Genomic DNA, 17,671 nt, shown 5'->3' with positions numbered 1-17,671 from the left:
TTATCTATCTCCTATTTAATTGCTTCACCAATGAAGTCAACATTTGATTCCAAAACAATATTTGAAAATGCTGTTGTTTCACCAGTCCGTACTGTTGCGATATTATTTTCATCACGACTCATCTTTTTTAACTCATCATGTGAAATATATACCACTTCTACATCCGAATCTAGCAATTTCAAAATTGCTGCTTGTTGATCTGGATTATCAGTTTTGATTTCTTCAGCTAAAAATACTTTTTGAACTTTCATTTCAGATAAAGTTGCTTCCAATACTGAAATAAATGTAGGTAATCCACGTACTACTGAAAGATCAATTTTCCGTCCATCATTCGCAATTGGTAACCCCGAATCCCCAATAGTTAACCATTGTGTATGACCAATTTCTGAAATTGCAGATGATAGATTAGTATTTAATAAATTAGTTTTACGCATTTTTACTCCCCGCTTTTTTATTTGTCATGTGCTGCTAAGATAGCCAAAACTTCATTTTCTAACGGAATACTTGGTTGTGCACCTGCACGAGAAACCGTAACTGATGATGCAGCAGATCCATATGTCATTGCCTCCTCTAAATTACTCAAATCCTTATTTAGACGTGTTGACATCGCTCCAATAAATGTATCACCAGCTGCAGTTGTATCTACTGCTTTCGTTTTAAAGGCTGGAACGATGGCTGTTTCACCATTATCTCGCATAAAGAATGATCCCTCTGAACCAAGCGTTATGATAACTGTATCAATTCCACGTTTAAAGTAATACACTGCATTGTGCCGCATTGAATCCTTATCAACAATTTCCACATTTGTTAACAAATATGTTTCATGTTCATTTGGTGCAATAATATCTGTTAATTGCAACAATTCTTCTGGAAGTCCACCAACTTCAGGCATTGGTGCTGGATTCAATATAGTTTTCACGCCATTTTCGTGTGCAATTTTAAAAGCTTCTACAACCGTCTCAATAGGTGTTTCAAGCTGTGCAATCACAAAATCAGATTCAATAATTGCATCAGCATGCAATCGAACATCCTCTGCTGTCATATCAGCATTGGCACCACCATAAATATAAATAGTGTTATCTCCAGTTTCTTCAGAAACAGTGATATATGCTTGACCAGTCTCTTCCATTTCTGAACGCATAACATGGTCGGTTACAAGATTTTCAACGTTCATATTTTTTTGAATATCAAATTCCATTCCAACCTTAGTAATCATGTTGGTACTTACACCTGAACGAGCAACTGCAACACCTTGATTAAGACCTTTTCCTCCCATTGCTTCGGTCAAATGATTGTTAGTATGTAAAGTTTCCCCACTTTTAGCAAATCTTGGTACAGGCACAACTTTATCAATATTAGTCGATCCTAGAACTGTAATTGTTTTTCCCATTATATTTCCCCCATTATTGTGAACTTAATACTTAAATTATTTCCATTTAAAAATTAAAACGCTTTAATTAATAAAATAAAAAGTACGTAATAAACTATTATATTCCCGTAATTTATGCTACTTTTATTTGTTATTTTCTGAACAAGAGAATTATATACTATTATCTGTTTATTGTAAACGCTTTAATTAAAACGTTTTAATTAAGACTTATTATAATTGAAACGAATAATATGTTTGGTGGTTAATTTAGTATAGGTAATCTTATAAGTTATGGCGCTTTTGGTTAAGGTGTTGGTATTACTCCGCTAATATAATACGGGAATGGTTGAGACTTGGTATAGGTTCGCAAGGAAAATTCTTTTTTTTGCTGACAGTCTTTTGCATCAAACCAGTTTGTTATATCTAAACCAGAATTAATATTTTTTTCTTTTTCAGATCCATTTAACTCAATAAGTGTAAAACCTAGCGGAAAAACTTGAATTTCGCTACCAACAATTTCAGATCCACCTGATAAGTTAACCCCTATCATTTGTCCGTTCATCCTAAAGACATTAAAATCAAGATAACCATTCATAATTATTTTAAATTTTTTTGTAGGAAAATTAGTATTTTTTGCGTCTAACAAATAATCTTTAAAATAATCCTTGTAAACTCCCTTAGAAGTAGACATTAACATAGAAACTACTTGTTTTTGAAACCGAAAAAAGTTTATGTTTGCTTGTATATTAATATCTAAATAGCCCGCATTACTTCTATTGATAATTTCATAGTAGTTTCTTTTAAAGAAATCAGCCAACTCATTATAAAAAGGAATAAATTCATTAGCATACTGACCACCAAAGTAATTATTACAATGACTGCAAAGAGTAAAGTCACCCATACCTTTTTGATTACCAAGTTTGAATTTAACCTCTTTAATTTTTTCGTTAAATTCTTTTTCGTCCTCAAAAAAGGCAATAGGATCAATAATTTTCTTTATTTGGTGGGTATTATTTGTTTTTTGTGGTGGTATGTGTTCAAACGTCAGGTTTCCGCTTTTACCACATACGCAACAAATACCAGGATGAGCTTTACCCATGTAGTTTCTTCCTTTCAATGCAATTTTAATTATTACTGTTCATATAACATATAAGGAATAGAGAAAAAAACGTCGATAATAAAAACGTTTGTGCCTGTAATCAAGATTATTAAATTAAATTTGTGTCGTCTTTTTTTAAGTTATTTTCTATGCTCACTTATGTAATCACTAAGGCTTTTGAACAAATTTTCAATTTTCTCGTCCAAACGACGACAAACATCATTATATCGGGTACCACTATTTATGTTGTCGTTTTTCATTTCTCCATAAATAATAGCCACATCATAATAAGAATTAATATCACTAGATACTTTTAGCTAGATTGCATAATTCAGGATAATCTTCACTAAACGTATAGTAATCAAAGTATACCTTACCATATCTACTATAATTAATATCGTATACCTTACCATATCTACTATAATTAATATCCAAAAATAAATATCATTTTATTTTTAAGTATAGCAAATTCACTATAATACATGCGTATTATGAATTAATTGTTTCATGAAGGGGATTGCTATGGTAAACTAAAAACATAAATTAAATATGAATGCAAAAAAAAGCCCCAAGAATTGGCGTTCTTGGAGAGTGCTTTTTATTAGTAATACCTTGTCGGGCTTGCCGGCCCACTTGGTGTGACTTGATGTGCGAGACCACATCAAGATTTATACTTTAAAGTATACCATATCTGGACACAGTGTAAACTCAAATGAACACGATATGAACACAAAAAGTATACGGGGAAACCCGACAAAGACGATTACAACGGACTTTGTGGATCTTGATGAGAGAGCCACAAAGTCTTTTTCTTTGCCGGGAATTAGTGTTGCCCGTTATCCAACCAGCGTATCACTCACGCAGCTAAAAAGAAGCCTAGGCGGGAACTAGGACGGCAAGTGAAGACCCTTACTGTATGCTCCATGGACAGTATAAAGAGCGAAATGGAGAAGAGATCATAATTAGTCCAGGCATGGAATAGCTAGTTAGAGTCCGGTTACGGGTTGCGCCGTAATGAAGACATAAAGCCTGCGGAAAAACTGATTCAGTAATGAGTCGAAGTCAGTAGTCCTAGTCTTGTGTAACGGGTTAAACAGTTACCAAATAACAAAAGTCGTGTTGCTCAAACGCATTGAGCGATCATTTTAAAGCATGTGTCGGGTAATCGGGCATGCTTGGTTATTAAACAACGTCAAAACACAAGCAAATGGGTTGTAAGGGATAGTTTGCACATAATCTACTGTGACGAAAGTCAGTCGTTATGAGATGCACATAATGAATTTCACCAATTGCCCCATTTAGGGGAAGTTGGTGGAGTGTCGAGAGAGAGCTTTGCGAGCTGGTCATAACGATTAACTGATAGCTGAGTATGTTATTCTGGGGGCGTGGGGCTTAAGGACGGGTCTCGTTTGATCAAGTACTGGTTTATTTTTTTAAAGGTTGGTGGTATTTCATGCGAAAGTTTCGTTATAAATTGGGACAATTTGTTAAACAACTTTGGGAGCAGACGTGGTTGTCTGAGATTGTCGGTTTTTTGTCGGTTGGTGTGGTGTCTATCTGGGAATTTTTGCGGAAATTGCGCTTGAAAAAGTAAGAGCTAGTAACTTGTTAATGGCTAACAGGTTGCTAGGTTTTTAGTGTTCAATTATTGTAAACTTTTTGATTATTTAATATAATTATACATATTCATATAGTGGTTATTAAAGGAGGTTAGACGTATGGCTGTTAAATCACGTAAGCAAGGCACTTCAATGATTATTACGATTCCTGCCGAATTTGGGGTATCAGAGAATGTTAAGTACGAACCAAAAATGTTAACGGATGGTACGATTCAATTTATTCCGGTGCAAGAGGATTTTCCTGAAATTTGGAATGATGATCCTGAAGCTATTAAGGCGTTTAATGCAGAGATAGGTATGCAAGATGATGGAGTAAATTATGGTCGAGAAAACGTTACGTATTAAGCAAGGTGGGATTTATTGGATTGACGCGGAACCACATGCTGGTCGTGAAGAAGGTGGTCATAATTTACAAACAGGTAACATTAAACGTCCAGTTGTCGTGGTTTCTAACGATCACTATAATCGGACGGGTATGTCTATTGTCTTTCCAATAACTTCAACTAAGAAGGATAGTCGCTACTTATTACCAGTTGACCTTAAAAAACCATCTAAAATAATTTTGACGCAATTGTTAGGCTATGACATGATTGCAAGAAATGCGAAGTATATGGGTTATGATGTTAGTGATAAGCAACTTAATTATTTAAAAACACTGGTAACTCATTTTTTGTGATGAGAAATGCAACAGTTGGTTAAGGATCTATTGACGGATAAATGCGATAATTTTATAAACATTTAAGTGTTCATTTATAAATGGACAAATTAACAAAAAGATTGGACAAATGAACAGATGACTGAACACTCATTCGCTTCTGTGAAAGAATTAGCAACTTCATTGGGTATATCGAGGACAACCCTCTATAAACGGGCGAAAGATGCTGCTATTGAGTTGACCGGTACCTATACAGATGAACAAATTGATATTTTGAATGGTGTTCAGACTAGTGAACACCATTCTGAACATAATGAACACGAAAATGAACAGGATTGGACAGTGTTAAGTGAGCAGTTAACAGTCAAAGATCAGCAAATTAAAGAATTGCATGAGCAGTTAAAGCAAGCACAAAAATTAGTTGATCAGGCACAACAATTGCAATTAAAAACACAGTTACAGTTAGAAGAAAAACAAGAAAAAATTTTATTGCTAGAATCAGCAAATAAAGAAGAAGTTCCTGAAAAAAAGGGATTTTGGCGAAGCTTGTTTGGTAAATAAATAGGTTATTGTTTTAAGTTTGCTAACTGATAAAAGATTATTTTGTCTGATATATTAAGCAATAATTGTTTTAGAACCGTGAGCAGCTACTCACGGTTCTTTTAGTAGTGATTATATCGGTTGTGACGTTCTTCATGTTTATTTTTTAACCAATCAACAATGAAGTATGGAAATAGACCTAATGTAATGCCTAAGCCGATAACCAAGGCACTTAATAGGGTGCCACCAATTACTTTAAATGTTGACAGCCAACTTAAACCACTAATGTTGATCCAATGCCAAATACTTGCTAAACCATTTTTCCAAAACATGGTTCCGATAAAAATTAATATGAATAAGGACGTTAGACTTAAAATTATTTCACCAATAAATTTAATCGTGCCTGCGGCATGATCATCTTTAATGTTTTTTTCAACTTGTTTTTGCATCGTTTCTAGTTGTTGTTGCTTTTTAAAAATCTGATGTTCGACTTTTTGATTTTCTGCTTGTAATTGGTGGTTATGTTGTTTCATTTGGTCAAAATCATTAGTGTTTTCTTTCGTTAAATTTTCGAGAGTTTGCGCAACGGTTTGTTGGTATTGCTTAATGAGTTCGTTTTTTGTTGTTTTTTGTTGTTCAGCTAAGTATTCATATATTGTTAATTGCAACATGTGTTTTGTTTCTGGCATGTCAGAAACACTTATTTTTCCACTTTGTATACCTTTTTGTGTAGCGATGAGTATTTCATTTAGTAGCTTGTCGGTCTCAGTATCAGTTATTTTTGTCATCGAGTTGGACCTCCCATACCATGGTTTTGTTGTTGTTCCTTTTCTCTTTCTCTTATACGCTTGGCCATTAATTCCTTGTTTTGGCGATTTTTAGCTGCTTGAGCTTGTTTATTGGCAAGCTCTTTTTCATGCTCTTTTTGCGCATTCTCTTGGTCAATTTTTTGATTAAAGTTTTTAAAGATGGCGATTAGTTCATCAGGGCTTTTATCAGTATTTAAATTAAATTCTTTTGTGGGCTTTTTATCAGGTTTTGTTGCCGATTCCGCTGGGAGTGTTTGTTTATTTTGCAGTTGTGTAGGAGTATTTAATTGTGGGTGTGTTTTTGATTTAATGAATTCTGTAACTCGTCTAGCTGTTGTTTGTAGTTGTTTGCCGAGTTGTTTAAATCTGTCAATTGTTGTTCGTAACTGGTTTGTAAATTGCTCAATTTGGTGAGAGAATGCTGTAATTTTTGATTCTCTGCTATTAACAGTGCGTTGTCGTTGTTGGCTGTTTGCAGTGCCTTGGTTAATTTCTGTATTTGATTGCTCAATTGTTTGTTCATGTCGTTCATTGAATTCAAGTTTTCGCTCCAAGCCATTGATTAAGGTCTCCTTTTCATAATCTGTGCCAAGTTTATTGCCACGAACACGGTGTTCACCATCCTTAGTATTAATGACAAACGTGACATTTTTACCACGTAAATTAGGGGTAATTTGGTGTACTTGTAAGGCTGCTGTAAACTGTTCCCAGTTAGTGACGGCTGGGTTATTCATGGTTTCATCTATGTGTGTTTTAATCGCTTTGCGCCATGAGAAGCCGGTCTTTTCTTCAAATGTTTGTTCAGCATAATTAACAGATTCTTTGGGCGCTTCTAAAATGTGCCAGCCCATTTCTTGGGCAATTTCATCGTTTTTGGCACGGGCTGTTTTAACGGCCTCGCCTCGTTGTTGGCGTAGCTTTTTCCCAGTTTCTAAATTGACTTTGGAAATGATAATGTGATTGTGTAAAACATGATTATCACCATCTAAGTGGGTATAGATAGCTGCTTGATAGTCGGGATAAAGTTCTGCTGCTAAACGTTGACCAATGTCATTAGCTGTTTGCCAGTCAGCAGGCTTGGTCGGATCTAATTCACTACGATCAAAACTTTGAATAATACGTAAGGCTTGATTGCGCTGTTTGTCTTGGTTAAAAGCTAAACGAGTTGTTTTCATTTGGGTACTAGCCATGTTCGGCATAATACCATTTGTTCCTGAACTAACAACTGCTCGGCCATTGATGTTACTGGTATCAATCCCGTTGGTTTCTAACCATTCCAGTGTATGATTTTTTAGTTTATCTCGCCCTTTTCCTTGGGCATAGCTAATTGCTGCATGGGCACTATTAGTGCCACTTATTTTTGCAATTGTTGCCATAGCTTTTCATAACCTTTCGCTATCTGTTCAAAATTATAATTTAGGCGATCCATATCAATGTTATTCGCAGCATTAGCATTGATATATTTTGCAATCTGATTGAGGTTGTTCCCTTGATGAGCTAACTCACGCACAATTAGTTGTTGTGTGGCGTTGTCAAAAAGAGGTTTTCTTAAGTATGACTTTTGGGCAACTTGTTTGAGGTATTGGCTTTTGGTTAAACCATAGGTGGCAGCTGATTGTTCAATTTTTGCCATCTCTTTATCGTTTAAACGAATTGCTAAGCGGTTGTTTTCAGTCATTGTGTCCCTCCTAAAGTGTCGAACACTTTACTGGTTATTTGTCGAACATCTGGGTTAGCTGTTAACTCCATTGTAGAGCAAGACACATAAAAAATCTAAGATCATGAGCTAAAATTAGCCACATGTTCTATTGGCAAGCTTGCACATTGTCGAGGAAAATCAAAATTGCATTTTGTCCCCCCAATACCCCTCTTAAAAAGTTATCAATTTGCCACGCAAAATTGATAATTTATGAGCTATCTTAGCGCTCATAAACTGCCGGCGGGTCATGCCATGACGGGGCATTTCATGCAGAACCTACCGGTGGTCAATGCCATTGAGGGTCTTGTCAGACAGACCAAGCAGACGTCCGCTTGACCCCGATCAATCAAAATAAAGCACGCAGTTATGACGGATATTTTGTCATAACTGCGTGCTTTATTTTGATACTTCCAGTTCTTTTGTTAATTCTTATGTAGTCTTTGTCACTATTTTAGTATTTTTCTGATCATAAAATACTCTAGTATAAATTATTTAAAGAGATCAGCATGTGAGCCAGTATCAATAAAGCGAACAAATTCACCATCATATTTATAGATTAATAACCAATCTGGTTTGATATGCAGGTTACGTTCTGGTTTACGATTAATCAATGGATGATCATTGTAATACGGCTCTAATGGTTTATCTTGCAATAATTTACGATAGATAACTTCAAAATCTTCTTTCTTATAACGACCACCCTTTAGAATAGTCTTATAATGTTTTTTAAATTGTCTTTCAAAGGTAGGCTTATAAATATATTCATTCATTTAACCAATTTAAACCTTCCTCAGGACTGGTAAATTCAATATAGTCTTGGCTCTTAATAGCACCCTCTAATCGTGAAGTTGGTTGAGTAACTTCAAAAGGAATACCACCGGCTTCAATTGATTTTTTAGCAAATATGCGAAACGCTTCTCCGGGTGTTAAGCCAACACGACTAAGCACTATTTCAAAATCTCTTTTTTCTTTATCGTTCATTCTAAAGTGTACTTGACTGGTCATTTGCATCACCTCCCATTTAATGGTACCAAATGGTACCATTAAATTCAAGCAGGATATATGGGTTATAATTGAATTGTATTTATTTTAAGCATAGTAGTAGAAAGGGAAACAAACCATTATGAGTAGAGTATACAATAATTATCATATTGATGAGAATGAACAATTTTCTTTTGAAAATTTGATTGATGAGCTAGTAGACTATTTTGGGTTAACGGCTGAAACAGTGACTGGAAGTGAAGGTGCTGAGTATCAAAATTACATTGAGTTCCCTAATTATAGTGATTATTCAATGGAGGATATAGAATTTGTTTTGAACTTATTTGATATACCTTTTTTAGACAATCTTGACGATTTTAACTATTCAAAGACGGTTCCTTATGATTCATCGATAAAGAGTAAAGTGCAGTCTTTGCCTCAGGAGCTGCAAAGTTTATTTGAATATTCTGATAATAAAAAATTTATAACACTTCCTAGTGAAGAAGAAGTACGGAAATTAGCTTATGATCTGTTTAGTGAAACTGGAGTACCTTCAGGAACAATGTATGAAGAAGAATCTGACAATTTTCCTGAGGCAATGAAACTATCATCTTATGATCCTTATGATGATTTTGTAGATATGGCTCATGACATACTGGTAGATATTAAAACTACCTCTGAAGGTATACGACATCTAGAAGAACAATATAACTTAGCAACAGAACCTATTATAAAAAAGGCTTTGATATTAGCAGCTTTTAGCATGGTGGAGAGTTATGTTATTTCTTTGGCTGAAAATTTTATTCCTTCATTTGTAATTCAAGATGATAATTTATGTAAATTTGTTAACAAAAGTATACAGGATAAGTTACATACTAAAGCAGGTCGAGAGAAATTACGTAAGAGTTTTGCCCCTAATGACTTCCCTGAAGAGAAAAACATACCATATCATTATGTTGTACGGAATCCGTTGGCACATAATATTCAAACTGGGGACATAGTAGGTGATAAGATTACTTTTTTAACTAATACAGACAATATGAAGAAGTATTCTATTAAAAAAATTTTTGAAGATCTTTTTAACTATGTAGAAAAATATAAAGAGAGCATTAATGAAATCATAAAAGCTAATTTAACAAGGGACAGAGGATTAAGTAGTTAGCCAAAGTCGATATTGTCTAGCATGGCTTCTGTGCTGGCTTGATCCAGTCCTAAATAAGCTAAGGTCATGGCTTCACTACTATGGTTTAACAAGTGCATGACTAAACCAATATTGTAATTTGATTGCGTATAAACGCGATAGGCGCCTGTTTTACGCATCGTATGTGTGCCTAGATAGTTTATACCTAATAGATCACCAACGCGTGCCATGATCTTATAAAACTGTTTCTCAGTGATATGGCGATCGTGATGGGCTGTCGAGGGAAATAACCAATCCGAATTGATGTTTTCTTGGACCAGCCAATCATGATACTGTAACAAGTCTTGTTGAACAGGCTTTAGATACAATGTATTCGCCTTACCTGTCTTTTTATCGTGAATAAAGGCTGTATTTTTGACCGAACCATCAGGATTGTAGACGTCTGATTTCTTCAACGTCATGACATCACTCACCCGTAGTAGGGTAGCTTTTCCAACTTGAAAGATGGTGTAGTTACGCCGCCCCGCCCGAAAACTATCTAGTAAAGTATCTTGTACCATTTTTAAGACGTTGGAGTCCTTGATAGGTAGGACAATTTGTTGAACCATAAAACATATATACCTTTCTACAATTAATAACCATCATTTCGTCGAGCTTTCATTTGTGCTAATCCGCTTGTACCAAGGGTTTCAGACGTATTTATAAATCAAATGGATAAAGGTTACTTTGCCAGTTTTTCGATTAACCATTCAATCGAAAAGAAGAGAATAAAAATTATCGGGATAGGCAAAAGTCTGGCTACCCAAATATTGATATTAGGATCTTGAGATAGTACATGGTATAGCCATTCAGCAATTAGAAAGGCACATATTCCGCTTATAATTGCTTTGATGTTTTTAAACATGATATTCCTCCAATTATTGATGTTAATATAGCGTCTATTATATCATTTAACAAAAAAACAGCCCCTATTATCTATTGTTTAGATAACAGGGGCTGTTTTAATAAGGTTTTAGAGGGGCGATAAGTATATTATAGACCCTTTTTAGTTTTCAACACGTTACTTAACTTGTGTTTTGAAATCTTTTGTTTGGCCATTTGGCAATTGCACTGTCACAATGACATTCAAATTAGTCAAATCCCAACCAACTCGACTACTAGCAGACATGTTAAACACATTTCCAGTATTTAACATCGTTGTAATTCCGGATGATTCTAATTTATCTTTAGAAAAATCAGCAGACCAAAGGGAACCATCATTAATTTGAACCCGAGTTACTGTCATGGTACGTGTGTCAGTATTTGTCAATGAAACAGAAACTTGTCGAGAGTAGTTGTTAATTGTGATTTGACTATACGCAAATAATTCCCCGTCAATTACAGCGGCCTTGTCAGCGGCAGCCTTGTCAGCGGCAGCCTTGTCAGCAGCGGCCTTGTCAGCAGCGGCCTTGTCAGCGGCAGCCTTGTCAGCAGCGGCCTTGTCAGCAGCAGCTTCGTCAGCAGCGGCCTCTGAAGCTGCAGCGGCTTCTGAAGCTTGTAAAGCGTCATTTTCAGCAATTTGGTCAGCAGTTTGAATAATATGCCATGGGTCATCAGGATCTATTTGATTTCCATAATCATCTACCCAGAAACCGTGTGCTTTATCAAAGTGAATTGCACCAGGAACGACATGGTGTGTATCATCACCATCACCAGGCTGTACTGGTTTAGCTGGTCCTGTTGGTTGACCAGCGTTTGAAGCTGGGGCTTCTGAACTTGCTGAGCTAGCATTTGAAGCTGGGGCTTCTGAACTTGCTGAGCTAGCATTTGAAGCTGGGGCTTCTGAACTTGCTGAGCTAGCATTTGAAGCTGGGGCTTCTGAACTTGCTGAGCTAGCATTTGAAGCTGGGGCTTCTGAACTTGTTGAGCTAGCATTTGAAGCTGGGGCTTCTGAACTTGCTGAGCTAGCATTTGAAGCTGGGGCTTCTGAACTTGCTGAGCTAGCATTTGAAGCTGGGGCTTCTGAACTTGCTGAGCTAGCATTTGAAGCTGGGGCTTCTGAACTTGCTGAGCTAGCATTTGAAGCTGGGGCTTCTGAACTTGCTGAGCTAGCATTTGAAGCTGGGGCTTCTGAACTTGCTGAGCTAGCATTTGAAGCTGGGGCTTCTGAACTTGCTGAGCTAGCATTTGAAGCTGGGGCTTCTGAACTTGTTGAGCTAGCATTTGAAGCTAGGACTTCTGAACTTGTTGAGCTAGCATTTGAAGCTAGGACTTCTGAACTTGCTGAGCTAGCATTTGAAGCTAGGACTTCTGAACCTGTTGAGCTAGCATCTGAAACTGGCGTATTAGTACTGTTTATTACACTAGATGATGAAACCACATTATTATGTATAGGACTATTTAAAACACCGGTTGAATCTTGGATGGTTGTTGAATTAATAATTCCAGACAAAACTTTTTGTTGGTCTGAAATAGTAACTCCTGTGATTATTAAATCAGGATTTTGAATGTTATATTCTTTAGCAATAGCTGCCACAGTTGTATTAAAGTGTTCAGCAATCATTGATAATGTATCACCCCAAACAACCTTATACGAGCCTAATTGCTTAAGTGAAGAAATTCCTTGTGTAGCCATATTAGTGTTGATTGTATCTGCGTCATTTGCCACCCATGTTTCAGGCGCATGGTTAGTATCAACTGCTACAATCGTTTGATTGTTATGTGAGCCTGCGTTTTGAGCATTAACTGTTGTCAAAATAGGTGTTGCTAATAATGAAGCAGTAGCCATTGCTGTCATCATAAACTTGCCACTTTTAAATAATTTACTTCCCGTAGTCTTGGACATATTACTCTGTCTCCTCTATTAATATATAAAACATAAGTTATCCTTAAAAATTATAGCGCATAATGAAAAGTATATTATCTTTATATACTTAAAAATATGAATTTTTTATAAATTTTGGGAGATATGAGCGATGTCCACACCCACAAGGCTGAACCAGATTTCAGCCGTTTCAGAGTGTCGTTTCATTCCGTCAAGAACGGGTAGTATTTTTTTAAAACCCACAAAAAAACTCCACGCTTAGCACCTGACTGCATTCTCACTTAAAACAAATACTTTTCTATTTATTTTACTACGTTATAGTAGCATTATAATGAGTGTAATAAACAATAATAATTAAGGACGTGAGGGTATGCAATGACAGACCTAATTAGTTTAAAAGAATATGCTGAATTACATAGTGTAACTGCTGATACAGTAAGACAAAAAGTTTTATGTGGGGGCTTTAAGACAGCAAAAAAAATTGGTAGAAACTGGACGATTGATAAAGCAGAACCCTATGTTGATTTACGAAAAAAGGAGACTAAAAAGGAGTGAGAAATATTGAAAATAATAATATTATTTCTCTTTGGGTTAGTAATTAGCGCAACGGCAAACAGTTTAATAAACATAGTGAGAGAGCATTTAATAAAACACCGTCCAAATAAATACGAGTGGGGCATGATATTTTTTGACGCAAGTAGCGTATTAGCTATAATTATACTATTGCTCATATTTGCCCCCACACTTGTAGGTTAATTTATCTTGCCAATAAACTTGATGAAAGACTGATTGACAATCGGGACACATAAGGTCACAACTTATAAGTTGTGGCCTTTGTTGTATACTGTATCTTCATCATTAGTGTTTGCCCCATATTCATTCTCCCAAAGTATTTCTGCTTCTATCATGTTATAACTGTCATTACAATTATAACTAGTTTCAAAAGTTTTTAATTTTTTGTATTGGGGTTTCTGGTGTGAATACTAATGGTTATTTCATCTATCTTACTTTAAGTAAGATAGATGAATTTGAGTGGGGGGACTCGGCTCATGACTAAGGTCAAGCTGTTTCAGCTTGTGGGCGTGGGCAACGTCCACGGTTTCTACTATTTAAAAAAGCAGGTATTCCTTATTTATAAGGTCCGCCTGATTTTTGTTAGTTATTATTTCATTTTAAGTACAGGTAACTGTAACTAAATGCTTGACAACTAACCGCAAACAACGCTTAGAATGCTTTGAGCCATTAGAGAATACAGTTTACCCATAGTCTTACTATAAATAAAAACTGAATTTCACATGCAACGATCGTCACGTTCTCGCACCGTCGATTTACAAGGTTAGTTTACACAATTCTTATTTTTAACGTATCTGAAACCGTATACCTACGTTTTGATATTTCTATCTGATAAGAACCTATTAAGCTCCGTAAATTGTCCTAGATACCGTTTAAACGCATATCCACGCCTTCAACTCAATGAAGTAAATATAAAAGTAGTCCTTTATGAACTGAACCCCAAAAATTGGAGTGACGTTTAAGCGGCTAACTGGTCGGAAAGATTTCGGTATTGAACCGGAGTTCTTCCGGCCAGTTTTGTTTTTATCCGCTTATTGTTGTAGTAATAGACATAGTTAGTTATGCCGGACTTTAATTCGTCATAACTTTGATAATGGTTGTTATGTACCGTTCCTACCTTCAAGATGTGGAAGATACTCTCAGCCATTGCGTTATCTAGGCATGTCGCTTTGCGACTCATGCTCTGGAACACACGGTTAGTCTTTAGCCGTGATACATACTCATAATTTTGATATTGGAAACCTTGGTCAGAGTGAATTGTCATTCGATAATTCAATTCTGGCCTATTTTGTAGAAGCTCATCTAATGGCTTTGTGACGAACTCGACAGTTGGATGAAGATCGATATTCCAAGTGAGAATCTCACCACTATAAACATCAATATAGGCGGTGAAATAAGCACGTTCAGCCATCGTGCCTGATCCCCAACGGACTTCAGTGACGTCGGTGAGAACCTTCTGATATGGTCGATCCGTTGTGAACCGACGGTTTACACGATTCGGTGAGATATGTCCGACAGTGCCGGCGTAAGAATTGTACTTCCGTGTCAGACGGTTGAAAGCAGTACAGAGAAGCCCGTTCATCTTCATAATTTTCAGCACAACCTTATGGTTGGTGTTGAAGCCACGATTACGAAGCTCTTGTGTGACACGACGGTAACCGTAGTCCGGGTTGTCATCACGAATTGATATAATCGCATCAATTAACTCACGTGGATACTCCTTGTACGCACGCTTGCACGCGTCATGATAACTACTGCTAGACATCTCGGCTACTTGAAGAAGCAGCTTCAACTTGCACTTCAACTCTTGCCTTAGCACAGTGATTACTACCGCTTTGTCTTGGTTTGTAATTTCTTCTTTTCCTGAGCTAAGGCCTCGAGTTTTTCCAAGTAGGCTACCTTAATTCGAAGTAGTTCATTCTCTTCTTCGAGCTTCTTGATCTTGTCGTGTTCTTGCTTATTCATAGTTCGTTTCCGCCTTCGTTTATCAGGTTTTAGCCGACCAGACTCTAGCGCACGTTCCCAATGCCAAATTAAAGATGGACTTGTTATCCTAAACTTTCTAGCCGTTATGGGATACGACGCGTTGTGATTCAGTCGCCAATTAATTACCTTGATTTTAAAGGAATACGGATAACTTGTCTTGTTTCTGTGGGAATCTTTGATTCCATAAATACCATCCTGTTTGATTGATTTCACCCAGATTTCAAGAGTCGAATGAGCTTTGATTCCGAATTTTCTCCGTATTTCAACGGGCGGAACACCTTTGAGATACATCGATACTGCTTCAATTTGAATTTCTTTCGAGAACATAAGAAAACCCCATGAGTTAGATTTACTCCAACTCATGGGGTTCAGTTCATTATCAGAAATGGTAAGGGCTTTTTTATGTTCACTGATTGTTTATTTCAGGTACACTTGCCCACTTAATCGCCTGAATTGCCCATAGAATGCGCCTATATAATAAAAAAGCGCCTAAAATATTAGGCACTTTTCGTTATAAATTATCGTTGCATAGTTTGTTCTCTTTTTTGCTTTTTCGGCTGTTTTAAATCTGAATTAAAACAATTTGTAGTTATTGAATGTTCCTAGTGGAAATTAGGACTACTATATCTTTGACTGATTTTATGGATTTTGAATTAGTAGACTTTACGAGTCTTAATTTCTACAGGATTATTTCCTATAATTAAGGTATCACAAATATTTAAAAACAAACCATGCTCAATTATACCAACATGCTCTATCAATTGTGTTGATAATCCATCAATATTGGAAACATTTGAAATATCAACATCAATAATATAATTTCCTGAATCCGTAGTTAATAACGAGCCATCTTTATTTTTTCTATAAGTTGGGTCCAGATTTAATTCACTATCAAGATAACGAAAAACATGTGCGCTACCTAGAGGTAGTACTTCGATTGGTAATTTAAATGCACCTAATTTTTCACTTTGTTTTGACGGGTCGACAATCCAAATGTTCTTTTCTGATGCTTTTGCAACTATTTTTTCATAAAATAAAGCTGCACCACCACCCTTTATTCCGTTTAAGTTTTTATCAACTTCATCAGCACCATCTATAGTGACATCTATTTTATCTACACTGTCTAAATCAACAACATTCAATCCATTTTCAATTCCTAATTCCTGAGACGAAATAGACGTAGCAACACATGTTATGTTCAATTTTTCGGTTTTTACACGATTTGCTAATTTTTCAATAAATATACGTGCAGTACTTCCACTACCTAAACCAACTATCATGTTATCAGATACAAAATCCAATGCTGCTGTTGCTGCTGAAATTTTTCCTATATTTTTCATTTTCAAAACCTTTTTTTCAATGATTATTCTTTTTGGCAAATACTCAAAAATGGTCAAGAAAACCTGTAGAAACTACTACTTTCTTGACCATTTGTTATTAATCTGGACAGTAAAATTCCAGTAGTAATACATGCATACTATTTAACTATAAGAATGAAGTAACTGCCGCTGCCAATAGAATTAGCACAAGGCCAACACCAATCACTAACCATTCCTTCTTTGTCTTAACTTGTTTCATAACAATTATTCCCGATACAGTGGCACCAACGATTGAAACCTGTGATAAAACAAAACCCGTAGCTAATCCCAACATTTCAGGCTGTGCAGAAACTAAGTAGCCTAAAGCAGCTATAGCAAAGAAGAATCCTGAAATGAGTTGCTTATATGTGATATTGTCGACAAAAATATTGTGATGATTCTTTAATAAATCAAAGAATCCTAATAATAGTCCAAATGCAGCCATACCGATTGCCTGTGGCAAAAACATGTGCATACCATCTACGCCGTTTGAAGTATACTGTGGCAAAATTCCATACAATGAATAACCAATTTGAGCAATCAGTAAAATACCAACTGCTTTTATCAATAGTGCATTGTTTCCTTCTGTCTTAGTCTCTTGATAGGTAGTTAGATAAGCACCAATCAAAATAACAATAACCGCTAAGAATCCCAGAACTTTGGCTGTCCCACTTGGCCAATTTCCAAGCATGATAACACCCCAAAGAACATTGGCCGATATTTGAAAAGCAGTCGATATTGGCATTGCCTTTGATGAACCAAGAATATTTCCAGCTGAATCTTTTAATCCAAAAGCAGCAATAGTCAAAACATTAGCGAATGCCCATGATGCTCCTGATGCAACTGAAAGCCAAAAATCCGCACCTGTTGGAATACTTAATCCACGAATGAGTAATAGAAGTGTAGCAACAATCAATGTTCCCCAAGTTGCTCCAAAAATTCCTTGGATAGAATTACCACCAAACTTAGAAACTAAAGTTGGATAGGCACTCCACCCAATAATAGCTAGCAACGAAAAGAATAATCCAACTAAATTCAC

At 36.0% G+C, this 17,671-nt stretch carries 21 protein-coding genes; 6 read left to right on the top strand and 15 right to left on the bottom strand.

All coding sequences use genetic code 11. The features are described 5' to 3' along the window. Positions 1-11: 11 nt before the first annotated feature. The 3 genes from rbsD to ACQ4QH_RS10725 form a co-directional block, all read right to left on the bottom strand. Positions 12-434, bottom strand: coding sequence for a D-ribose pyranase (gene rbsD, locus ACQ4QH_RS10735; protein ID WP_216814512.1), 423 nt, complete (start codon positions 432-434; stop codon positions 12-14). Between the two features lie 17 nt (positions 435-451). Continuing rightward, on the bottom strand, positions 452-1,390 hold the full coding sequence (rbsK, locus tag ACQ4QH_RS10730) for a ribokinase (RefSeq protein WP_216814513.1): 939 nt from the start codon (positions 1,388-1,390) through the stop codon (positions 452-454). A 283-nt stretch (positions 1,391-1,673) separates the two neighbouring features. Further along, positions 1,674-2,468, bottom strand: coding sequence for a hypothetical protein (locus ACQ4QH_RS10725; RefSeq protein WP_216814514.1), 795 nt, complete (start codon positions 2,466-2,468; stop codon positions 1,674-1,676). A 1,453-nt stretch (positions 2,469-3,921) separates the two neighbouring features. Between ACQ4QH_RS10725 and ACQ4QH_RS10720 the strand changes: the two genes are divergently transcribed. The 4 genes from ACQ4QH_RS10720 to ACQ4QH_RS10705 all read left to right on the top strand — a co-directional run bounded on the left by ACQ4QH_RS10720 (position 3,922) and on the right by ACQ4QH_RS10705 (position 5,303). Beyond that, positions 3,922-4,062, top strand: a complete 141-nt coding sequence (locus ACQ4QH_RS10720) for a hypothetical protein (RefSeq protein ID WP_216814515.1) — start codon at positions 3,922-3,924, stop codon at positions 4,060-4,062. Positions 4,063-4,186: 124 nt separating this feature from the next. Further along, on the top strand, positions 4,187-4,432 hold the full coding sequence (locus tag ACQ4QH_RS10715; RefSeq protein ID WP_216814516.1) for an AbrB family transcriptional regulator: 246 nt from the start codon (positions 4,187-4,189) through the stop codon (positions 4,430-4,432). Further along, complete coding sequence (locus tag ACQ4QH_RS10710) at positions 4,407-4,763, top strand: type II toxin-antitoxin system PemK/MazF family toxin (RefSeq protein ID WP_216814517.1); 357 nt, start codon at positions 4,407-4,409, stop codon at positions 4,761-4,763. The genes ACQ4QH_RS10715 and ACQ4QH_RS10710 overlap by 26 nt, the downstream gene beginning before the upstream one ends. A 117-nt stretch (positions 4,764-4,880) precedes the next feature. Next, positions 4,881-5,303: a replication initiation protein gene (locus ACQ4QH_RS10705; RefSeq protein ID WP_216814518.1), complete on the top strand. Its 423-nt coding sequence runs from the start codon at positions 4,881-4,883 to the stop codon at positions 5,301-5,303. A 101-nt stretch (positions 5,304-5,404) separates the two neighbouring features. Here ACQ4QH_RS10705 and ACQ4QH_RS10700 read toward each other — a convergent pair whose 3' ends face one another. From ACQ4QH_RS10700 to ACQ4QH_RS10680, 5 genes are all read right to left on the bottom strand, one after another. Further along, entirely contained in the window at positions 5,405-6,070 is a 666-nt protein-coding gene (locus tag ACQ4QH_RS10700; RefSeq protein ID WP_259703992.1) for a hypothetical protein, read from the bottom strand. Continuing rightward, positions 6,067-7,467: a relaxase/mobilization nuclease domain-containing protein gene (locus ACQ4QH_RS10695; RefSeq protein WP_259703991.1), complete on the bottom strand. Its 1,401-nt coding sequence runs from the start codon at positions 7,465-7,467 to the stop codon at positions 6,067-6,069. Before ACQ4QH_RS10695 ends, ACQ4QH_RS10700 begins: the two co-directional genes overlap by 4 nt. Continuing rightward, positions 7,446-7,769, bottom strand: coding sequence for a MobC family plasmid mobilization relaxosome protein (locus tag ACQ4QH_RS10690; protein ID WP_259703990.1), 324 nt, complete (start codon positions 7,767-7,769; stop codon positions 7,446-7,448). Before ACQ4QH_RS10690 ends, ACQ4QH_RS10695 begins: the two co-directional genes overlap by 22 nt. Before the next feature lie 509 nt (positions 7,770-8,278). After that, positions 8,279-8,560 carry a type II toxin-antitoxin system YafQ family toxin gene (locus ACQ4QH_RS10685; RefSeq protein WP_259703989.1) on the bottom strand — a complete coding sequence of 94 codons (282 nt, stop codon included), beginning with the start codon at positions 8,558-8,560 and terminating at the stop codon, positions 8,279-8,281. Continuing rightward, positions 8,553-8,795, bottom strand: coding sequence for a type II toxin-antitoxin system RelB/DinJ family antitoxin (locus ACQ4QH_RS10680; protein WP_259703988.1), 243 nt, complete (start codon positions 8,793-8,795; stop codon positions 8,553-8,555). The genes ACQ4QH_RS10685 and ACQ4QH_RS10680 overlap by 8 nt, the downstream gene beginning before the upstream one ends. Positions 8,796-8,913: 118 nt before the next feature. On the opposite strand from ACQ4QH_RS10680, the gene ACQ4QH_RS10675 reads away from it, so the two are divergent. Further along, entirely contained in the window at positions 8,914-9,933 is a 1,020-nt protein-coding gene (locus ACQ4QH_RS10675; RefSeq protein WP_259703987.1) for a hypothetical protein, read from the top strand. Here the strand turns inward: ACQ4QH_RS10675 and ACQ4QH_RS10670 are convergent. The 3 genes from ACQ4QH_RS10670 to ACQ4QH_RS10660 form a co-directional block, all read right to left on the bottom strand. Next, positions 9,930-10,520, bottom strand: coding sequence for a site-specific integrase (locus ACQ4QH_RS10670; protein WP_439819557.1), 591 nt, complete (start codon positions 10,518-10,520; stop codon positions 9,930-9,932). The genes ACQ4QH_RS10675 and ACQ4QH_RS10670 overlap by 4 nt on opposite strands. A gap of 113 nt (positions 10,521-10,633) precedes the next feature. Next, positions 10,634-10,816, bottom strand: coding sequence for a hypothetical protein (locus tag ACQ4QH_RS10665; protein ID WP_259703985.1), 183 nt, complete (start codon positions 10,814-10,816; stop codon positions 10,634-10,636). A gap of 156 nt (positions 10,817-10,972) precedes the next feature. Next, entirely contained in the window at positions 10,973-12,736 is a 1,764-nt protein-coding gene (locus ACQ4QH_RS10660) for a LysM peptidoglycan-binding domain-containing protein (protein WP_439819556.1), read from the bottom strand. 354 nt (positions 12,737-13,090) lie between these two features. Here ACQ4QH_RS10660 and ACQ4QH_RS10655 point away from each other — a divergent pair, with 354 nt between their 5' ends. Next, the gene (locus tag ACQ4QH_RS10655; RefSeq protein ID WP_216814509.1) at positions 13,091-13,270 is read left to right on the top strand and encodes a hypothetical protein; all 180 of its coding nucleotides are present in this window, start codon (positions 13,091-13,093) and stop codon (positions 13,268-13,270) included. Positions 13,271-14,246: 976 nt separating this feature from the next. Here ACQ4QH_RS10655 and ACQ4QH_RS10650 read toward each other — a convergent pair. The 4 genes from ACQ4QH_RS10650 to ACQ4QH_RS10635 form a co-directional block, all read right to left on the bottom strand. Beyond that, entirely contained in the window at positions 14,247-15,107 is an 861-nt protein-coding gene (locus ACQ4QH_RS10650; RefSeq protein ID WP_002829237.1) for an IS3 family transposase, read from the bottom strand. An 8-nt stretch (positions 15,108-15,115) separates the two neighbouring features. Then, positions 15,116-15,601: a transposase gene (locus ACQ4QH_RS10645; protein ID WP_096740512.1), complete on the bottom strand. Its 486-nt coding sequence runs from the start codon at positions 15,599-15,601 to the stop codon at positions 15,116-15,118. 326 nt (positions 15,602-15,927) lie between these two features. Beyond that, positions 15,928-16,614: a ribose-5-phosphate isomerase RpiA gene (gene rpiA / locus ACQ4QH_RS10640; RefSeq protein ID WP_216814510.1), complete on the bottom strand. Its 687-nt coding sequence runs from the start codon at positions 16,612-16,614 to the stop codon at positions 15,928-15,930. Between the two features lie 145 nt (positions 16,615-16,759). Continuing rightward, complete coding sequence (locus tag ACQ4QH_RS10635; RefSeq protein ID WP_216814511.1) at positions 16,760-17,671, bottom strand: GRP family sugar transporter; 912 nt, start codon at positions 17,669-17,671, stop codon at positions 16,760-16,762.

The sequence above is a fragment of the Weissella paramesenteroides genome (assembly GCF_051903945.1).
GTDB lineage: Bacteria > Bacillota > Bacilli > Lactobacillales > Lactobacillaceae > Weissella > Weissella paramesenteroides_A.
This window is presented reverse-complemented; position numbering and strand designations above follow the sequence as displayed.

Coding starts and splice junctions, on each gene's coding strand:
- rpiA (WP_216814510.1), bottom strand. CDS start 16,614: ATGAAAAATATAGGAAAAATTTCAGCAGCAACAGCAGCATTGGATTTT.
- rbsD (WP_216814512.1), bottom strand. CDS start 434: ATGCGTAAAACTAATTTATTAAATACTAATCTATCATCTGCAATTTCA.
- ACQ4QH_RS10710 (WP_216814517.1), top strand. CDS start 4,407: ATGGTCGAGAAAACGTTACGTATTAAGCAAGGTGGGATTTATTGGATT.
- ACQ4QH_RS10700 (WP_259703992.1), bottom strand. CDS start 6,070: ATGACAAAAATAACTGATACTGAGACCGACAAGCTACTAAATGAAATA.
- ACQ4QH_RS10675 (WP_259703987.1), top strand. CDS start 8,914: ATGAGTAGAGTATACAATAATTATCATATTGATGAGAATGAACAATTT.
- ACQ4QH_RS10715 (WP_216814516.1), top strand. CDS start 4,187: ATGGCTGTTAAATCACGTAAGCAAGGCACTTCAATGATTATTACGATT.
- ACQ4QH_RS10685 (WP_259703989.1), bottom strand. CDS start 8,560: ATGAATGAATATATTTATAAGCCTACCTTTGAAAGACAATTTAAAAAA.
- ACQ4QH_RS10670 (WP_439819557.1), bottom strand. CDS start 10,520: ATGGTTCAACAAATTGTCCTACCTATCAAGGACTCCAACGTCTTAAAA.
- ACQ4QH_RS10695 (WP_259703991.1), bottom strand. CDS start 7,467: ATGGCAACAATTGCAAAAATAAGTGGCACTAATAGTGCCCATGCAGCA.
- rbsK (WP_216814513.1), bottom strand. CDS start 1,390: ATGGGAAAAACAATTACAGTTCTAGGATCGACTAATATTGATAAAGTT.
- ACQ4QH_RS10660 (WP_439819556.1), bottom strand. CDS start 12,736: ATGTCCAAGACTACGGGAAGTAAATTATTTAAAAGTGGCAAGTTTATG.
- ACQ4QH_RS10705 (WP_216814518.1), top strand. CDS start 4,881: ATGACTGAACACTCATTCGCTTCTGTGAAAGAATTAGCAACTTCATTG.
- ACQ4QH_RS10720 (WP_216814515.1), top strand. CDS start 3,922: ATGCGAAAGTTTCGTTATAAATTGGGACAATTTGTTAAACAACTTTGG.
- ACQ4QH_RS10665 (WP_259703985.1), bottom strand. CDS start 10,816: ATGTTTAAAAACATCAAAGCAATTATAAGCGGAATATGTGCCTTTCTA.
- ACQ4QH_RS10655 (WP_216814509.1), top strand. CDS start 13,091: ATGACAGACCTAATTAGTTTAAAAGAATATGCTGAATTACATAGTGTA.
- ACQ4QH_RS10725 (WP_216814514.1), bottom strand. CDS start 2,468: ATGGGTAAAGCTCATCCTGGTATTTGTTGCGTATGTGGTAAAAGCGGA.
- ACQ4QH_RS10680 (WP_259703988.1), bottom strand. CDS start 8,795: ATGACCAGTCAAGTACACTTTAGAATGAACGATAAAGAAAAAAGAGAT.
- ACQ4QH_RS10690 (WP_259703990.1), bottom strand. CDS start 7,769: ATGACTGAAAACAACCGCTTAGCAATTCGTTTAAACGATAAAGAGATG.
- ACQ4QH_RS10645 (WP_096740512.1), bottom strand. CDS start 15,601: ATGTTCTCGAAAGAAATTCAAATTGAAGCAGTATCGATGTATCTCAAA.